Annotated in this window: 2 protein-coding genes; both read left to right on the top strand. The window is 28.1% G+C overall.

Annotation, left to right across the window (positions count from 1 at the left end; translation table 11 throughout):
• Positions 1-260: 260 nt before the first annotated feature.
• Positions 261-4,049 carry a hypothetical protein gene (locus tag JJE11_RS11275; RefSeq protein WP_291635628.1) on the top strand — a complete coding sequence of 1,263 codons (3,789 nt, stop codon included), beginning with the start codon at positions 261-263 and terminating at the stop codon, positions 4,047-4,049.
• A gap of 279 nt (positions 4,050-4,328) precedes the next feature.
• Entirely contained in the window at positions 4,329-6,995 is a 2,667-nt protein-coding gene (locus tag JJE11_RS11270) for a TrlF family AAA-like ATPase (RefSeq protein WP_291635626.1), read from the top strand.
• Positions 6,996-7,150 lie beyond the last annotated feature (155 nt).

Here is a 7,150-nt window from a genome sequence, read left to right as displayed (position 1 = left end):
AGGCTATATAAACAAATTAAAGAATACTTTGAATAAAATATTTGAATGAAACAAACAAAACATTGGGTTATCCCCGGATATATGGAAATAACCCAAAGTTATATAATCGAAATAAATCAACTTGTTGGGTTATCGAATCGTTACCAACAAGCCTAAGAAATAAAATACAGTAGTAATTTAGCAATGAAAAATGTAAAAATGAACAACCAACGCACAAATAGCACATTTACAAGCTCCAACACACAAGTTGATGCTTCAATTTGCAAAAGAGCTATTTCTTTTCCAACAAACTACAGCATATGATAGACTCCGTACAAATAGAAAATGCTTTAGATAGGATTAATGGAGACATCTTTCAAGAATTTTGTAATCATTTTTTGTATCTGAAACTGAATCCAAATACAATCACACCGATTGGTAGTGTTATTGGTAAAGAAAAGTCAAGAAAAGGTATTCCTGATTCATATTTTACTAGTGCTGAAAATGAACTAATTTTTGCTGAATATACTACAAGAGAAAGATTAAAAAAAGGTCAAAGTTTTTATAATAAATTAAAATCAGATATTGAAAACTGCTTCGATACTTCAAAGACAGGTTTAAAGAAAGAAGAAATTGATAAAGTAATTTTATGCTTTACTGAACGTATTAAACCAGTTGAAAAGAAAAATCTTGAAGAGTTATGTAAAAGACATAATCCAAAATGTATTCTTTATTTAAAAGGGATAAGAGATTTAACTTTTGCAGTACTTGATTATCCAATTTTAGGAACTTACGTTGGAATCAAAGTAGGAACTGGTCAAATTCAAGAACCTTCTGAATTTATTGCTAACTATGAAAAAAATAAAATCTCAACACCCTTAAGTAATATCTTTTTGGGCAGGGTTAAGGAATTAGAAGATGGGTTAAAACATTTAGAAACAAATGATTTATTATTAATTCATGGAGCTCCTGGAATTGGAAAGTCAAAGTTTGCAATTGAACTTGCAAAACTTTATGCAGATAAAAATGGATTCTCCTTTTTATGTATCGGGAATAAAGGGATTCCAATATGGGAAGATCTTAAGACTATTGTCAGAATTGATAAAAAATATGTACTACTAGTTGATGATGCAAATAGATTAGCCAAGAATTTCCAATGGATATTAAATTTATTTGAAGAAAGAGCTTCAAAAACGTTAAAAGTAGTAGTTACTGTAAGAAATTATGCATTACCTCAGGTAAAGTCTATTGCTGTAAATTACAATTCTGTATCGCTTGAAATTGGAGCATTTTCAAATGATGAAATTAAAAATATTATCCAATCGGATGATTTTAAAATTAATGAACCATCATATGTTGATAGAATTATAAAAATAGCTCAAGGAAATGCACGATTGGCAATTATGTGTGCAAAAGTTGCTCTTAAAGCTAAAAATATATTAGAACTTAATGATGCCTCCCAGATTTATGATGAATATTTTGAACCTTTATTTAAAGAAGTTAAACTTTTAAAAGAACCAATAGCACAGAAATCGTTAGCAATAATATCTTTCTTTTCTCTAATTGACAGAGAAAATCGTAAACTATGTGATTTTATTTTTAAAAGTCTTGAAGTTGAAGAAAATAAGTTTTGGGAGATTTGTTATGCTTTGCATGAATCCGAATTAGTTGACTTGTTCGAACAACAAGTTGTTAAAATATCAGACCAGATATTTTCAACTTATATTTTCTATAAAACTGTCATTGATAATGAAACTTTAAATTTTAATTTCTTTCTTAATAATTATTTGGACTATGAAAACAGAATCACTGACACTATTGTTCCTATTATAGAGACTTTCAACTACAAGCATATAGAGAAAAAGTTAAAACCATTAATTTTAAAAAAATGGTTAGATATTGAGAAACAAGGTGAAAATCAAAATTCATTAAAGTATCTTGATTTATTTTGGTTCTATTTAAGTCCACAAGTAATCAATTTCTTAAAGAAACAAATTGATAATCAAGAAAAAGAATTAACAATAGAATATAGATATAGTTATGAATTAAATGAATTCTCCTATGGAACGGGGAAAGACCTTGAAATCTTATCTCGATTCAGATATCATAGTGATGAATTTTTTAAGGATGCATTGGAACTTATGTTTTATTATGCAATAAAAGTTCCATCTAAAATGCCAGCTGTAATTTATTGTCTTAAAACTAAATTTAACTTTACACGTTTAGGTTACATATATGGCGATCGTATTCAACATTTACTTATTGATTTTTTATTAGAAAAAAATCATAGAAATGAGAATAAAGAAATATATGAGAATGTTTTAATTGAAATCCTTCCAGATTTTCTAAAACTAGAATATAACGAAGATGAAGGAAATGGAAGAGCAATAACATTATGGACATTTCATTTAAAGCTTTCAAAATCTATCAAATCATTTAGAGCCAAATGCTTCAATTATATTTTGAAGGATGCTAATAAATCAACAATTCTGCAAACAATGTTTAGAATTAACTATTTTGAATATAAACATTCTAATGATTTATTAAAACATGACTTACATTTTATTTATCAGATAATTAATAAACATTTTGAGCCTGATGTATTTGAAGATTGTTTTGTATTACAAAATATTCTTGAAGGGTTAGATTGGTTAAAAGTTGATTATACAAATGAAATTAAGTACGACTATAAAAGTAAGTTATATCAATTAGCTGAAGTATTAAAAAGAGACAGACAAAGGAAAAGAGAACTAGGATGGGAAGAAGAGGAAAAACTTTACCAAGAAGAGTTAAAAGAATATTTCACTAATTTTAACATAAAAGACTACGATATACTTTTTGTAGATATATCTTTAATTTTGGAAAATGTAAAAAAAGTAAGTAAGGAAAACATAGAATGGCAATATGTTAATTCTCTGAATGCAATATTTCGTAACCTAGCACAAACGAATGCAAATCTTTTCATACAAGTATTAAAATTAAACTTTGAAAAATATCGTTTTAATCTCAATTTTACTTATGTCTTTAATCGTTTTATTCAAACCTTCCCTAACTTATATTTTAACCTTTTTGAATTAATTAAAGGTTTAAATTATAATATAAAGTTCTGTTTTCATCAAACATTAAGTATTGACACTGTAAATAGTGAACATTTATTTCTGCTTTATTCGGATTTATTGAACACAATTAAATCTATAAAATCGCGATATATATTCTGTGATCTAACTTTTATAAGTAATTACAAAAAACTAAAAGAAGAAAAAGTCATTTATTCCGAGGTTCTTGAGATAGTACTAAATAAAATAAAAAAAGAAAATGTTCAAATTAGTGTTGGTGTACAGTTTATTGAAAAATGTATTTCATTTAGTAATTTTTCATTTGATCTAATTGTTGAAGCCTATTTATTAACGAATAAAATTGAACAAAGTTTTGACTATAAAAACAATATCCTTAAAACACTAATAGAACGTGATTCAAATATTATTATCCGAATTTTAGAGGTTAATTCTCCTGAAAGAATTTCTTATCATGATTTAGAACTTATGCAATATGATTTTATCTGGGAGTTAAATAATTATAAGGAAATTATCAATGCTATATTCGAATACTTTTTAGCTATTAAAACTTATCATTATCCAGAACGGGCTATTGCGGCTTTCTTCCCTAGCTCAAATGATAAATACGGTAATAAACCAATAAAGTTTTTGGAGAAAATCATAGATGAAAAACATTTGAATGACAAGTATATGAATGTTGTTTTTAGTATCATCTGCTATAAATATGTAGGATTAAAAATTGATTTTTTGGAAAGACTCTTAAAATTGAATAGTAATTTTGAATTATTTAAAAATCTAGAAATTACTCGACGAAGTAATAGTTGGTCTGGAAGTTATATCCCAATTTTAGAAGGAGCGAAAAAGACTTGGGAGAATGTTGTATCATTGCTCGATAGTCTTACTAATAGACTAAATTATTATGATCATAAAGAATATGCTAATTATCAGATTGGAAACTTTGATTTAAGGATTAGAAATGAGATGAAAAGAGAATTCCATAATGATTTTAGATAGCTTACGCTTCACAGCCACACACATTGCCAAGTCGCTTTAAAAGCCAACCGCACGAAGTACTGCAAAATTGATAAATAAAATAATTAAAAATGAATAAAGGCCAGTTGGTAACATGCGATATAAAATATTGGGGTTTAAGTTGTTATTCAAGAAAACTACCACGTAACAAGTTCGGTGTAACTGGACAGACAAGTAGCCTAGAATCCCCAACGATTTCATATCGCCATCCGTTACCAACAAGCCAAAAAAAAACATTAGTATTAATAGATTAAAAAAAACATGATAGATTATAGTTTAATAAATTCAGGCGCAAAATTTTACAAAGCGGATTTACATATCCATAGTTATGGTGATGAAGGTTCTTTTGATGTTACAGACACAACAATGACTCCAGAGAATATTGTGGATACGGCAATAAATAAAGGGTTATCCATTATTGCTATTACAGATCATAATGAAGAACAAAATGTAAAGAAGGCAATAACATATGCAGAGGATAAAAACATTTTAGTTATACCTGGTATTGAAGTTTCTACATTACAAGGACATTTACTATTGTACTTTGAGAAATATGAAGAATTAAAAAATTTCAGAGGAAAATTAACTATTTCTGATAATAGAGAAACTTGTACTCAAGGAATTGTAGATTGTTTAAATTTTGCAAAACAATACAATGGTATTGGAGTTTTAGCTCATATAGAATTGTCTTCTGGATTTGAAAAAACTATTAATCGTTTTGATCCCAAAATGTCTGCTATTATTAAACATGAAAATTTACTAGGTCTAGAAATAAGCTCAAAAGATAGTGTAAATCTTTATACAAACATAGATACTACTGAGCATGCAGTAGAAAGAATGCACTTTATAAAGGAACGAATAGAAACTTTAGATTTAGAGCTGGATTTTGAATTTCCAAAACTAATGTCTTCAGATGCTCATAATCTAGATAAATTGGGTGTTAATGCTAGCGGAGAAACAAAGTTAACTAGACTAAAACTAGATACTCTAAGTTTTCATGCTTTTAGAATTGCGTTATTGTCTAGTAATTCACGAGTTCGTATTGAAAATTTTATTCCAGAAAAATTACCACATTTTATTGGAATGAATATAAGTGGAGGATTGTTAAATAATCAGGCAATACACTTTAGTAATAATCTGACTTGTATAATTGGTGGTCGAGGAACTGGCAAATCAACAATGTTAGAATCAATAAGAGAATGTTCGGGAAATAAATCAGAAATGTCTGTTGTCGACTGTGAAGTATGGCCAGATCAAATTATGCTAACCTATGAAGACGAAACCGGTCAGCTAATAAACTTTTCAAGGGAAAAGAATGCAAAAGCGATTAATTTAACAGATAGAGACGGAATCTCGAAAATACAAATTGAAAGTTATGGTCAAGGAGAAACTGCAAAAACAATTCAATTTAGTGAAAAAAATCCACAGTTTTTAATCGATTTTCTAAACTCTTTTCTTGACTTAGATGTTTTAAATACAGAAGACAATACTTATAGAGAGCAATTGAATGACAATCAAAGTAAGTTGAGGGATATGCGAATAAAAGTGTCGCAAATACCTGAGGTTACTAAAATGAAAAATAATTTAGAAGGTAAGTTACGTCAGTTACAACAAGAAAAGGCTCATGAACTTGTAAACTTTCATTTAGCATTAATTAAAGAAAAGAAAATTAGGAAAAGTATTAGTGATGACTTAAATGAACTAGTAGCTAAATATAAAGACATTTTATCGGATAAAACTATTTTTGACAACTTTGAAAGCATAGATGGAGAGGAAATAAAAGTAGGGAAAGACAATTTTCTTCAGGTCAAAGAAATAGTAAAAAAGTTTGGAGAAATAGTTTCAACAACACAAACAGAATTAAGTACTGAATTGACTGAGAAAATATCTGAATTAAAAATACAATTAACAGATTGGGCTAGTAAGGAAAAAGACATTCAAGTTAAAATTGATGCAAAGAAAAAAGAATTGGAAGAAAAAGGAATCCCTTTCGATTTGGGGAAGATAAATCAGATAACAAAAGATGTTGTTGTTTATCAAAATAAACTTAAGGACTTAAAAAAGAAAGAATTTGATTTAAAAGAATTACTAAAAGTACGGAGTCAGCTAATTACAAAAAGAATAGATGTAAAAAATAAGATTTATTATTTACACCAGAATTTCGGTAAAACGATAAACGAAAATCTTAAAAACAGTGTCGATAATTTTTTTGTATCGGTAAAATATAAACAGGGTAAATACTCTACAACATTCGAAAATGCTATCAAAAACTTATCACAATGGAGATTGTTAAAAAAGTCTGAACTGTTTGTAAATAATATTACTCCAATTGAGTTTGCTCAAGCTGTACGTAATAAGGATTTAAATTTCATGAAAGAAATAACTAACCAGTCAGTTAGAGTGTATAGTGATGAAGAAATTAGTTCGCTTTTAATTAAAGCACAAGATAATCACAATTATGAAGATTTTGACTCTTTATATTTTGATGACAAACCGAGTATAATTATAACTAAAATAGCTATAAATGAAGAGGGAGAAAATCAAACAATTTGCCGATCATTAAGTCAATTATCATTGGGACAACAACAATCTATCCTTTTAGCGATATTACTTCAATCGAAAAGTAAAGTTCCGTTATTAATTGACCAGCCAGAGGACAATTTAGATAGTGAATTTATTTATAAGTCTATTGTAACAAATCTTAGAAAGATTAAAGAATTTAGACAGGTTATAATTGTAACTCATAATCCTAATATTGCTGTGCTTGGTGACGCAGAACTAATAATACCACTAAAAAGCACGAGTCTTAGGTCTTTAATTATGGAAAGAGGTTCTATAGATAATGATGAAACAAGAAAGGATTGTTGTGAGATTTTAGAAGGTGGGAAACAAGCATTTAAACGAAGAAGAGAAATATACAAAATATAGAAAAGCCAGTTGGTAATAAATAGAACTATGAGCGGTCGGTACGACCCAGCGATGAGTGTATGTTGAACTACATCCCGGTTAAATCAGCAGGATGTTTCTATGCACTTATTGACAGTTTTGTTTGTTTTTTTGCTGTTTGTGGTGAGTTTCCCGTT

It is taken from the genome of Clostridium sp. (assembly GCF_016650095.1).
Classification (GTDB): domain Bacteria; phylum Bacillota; class Clostridia; order Clostridiales; family Clostridiaceae; genus Clostridium_AD.
The sequence above is the reverse complement of the archived record's forward strand: the minus strand, read 5'-3'. Positions and strand labels throughout refer to the sequence as shown.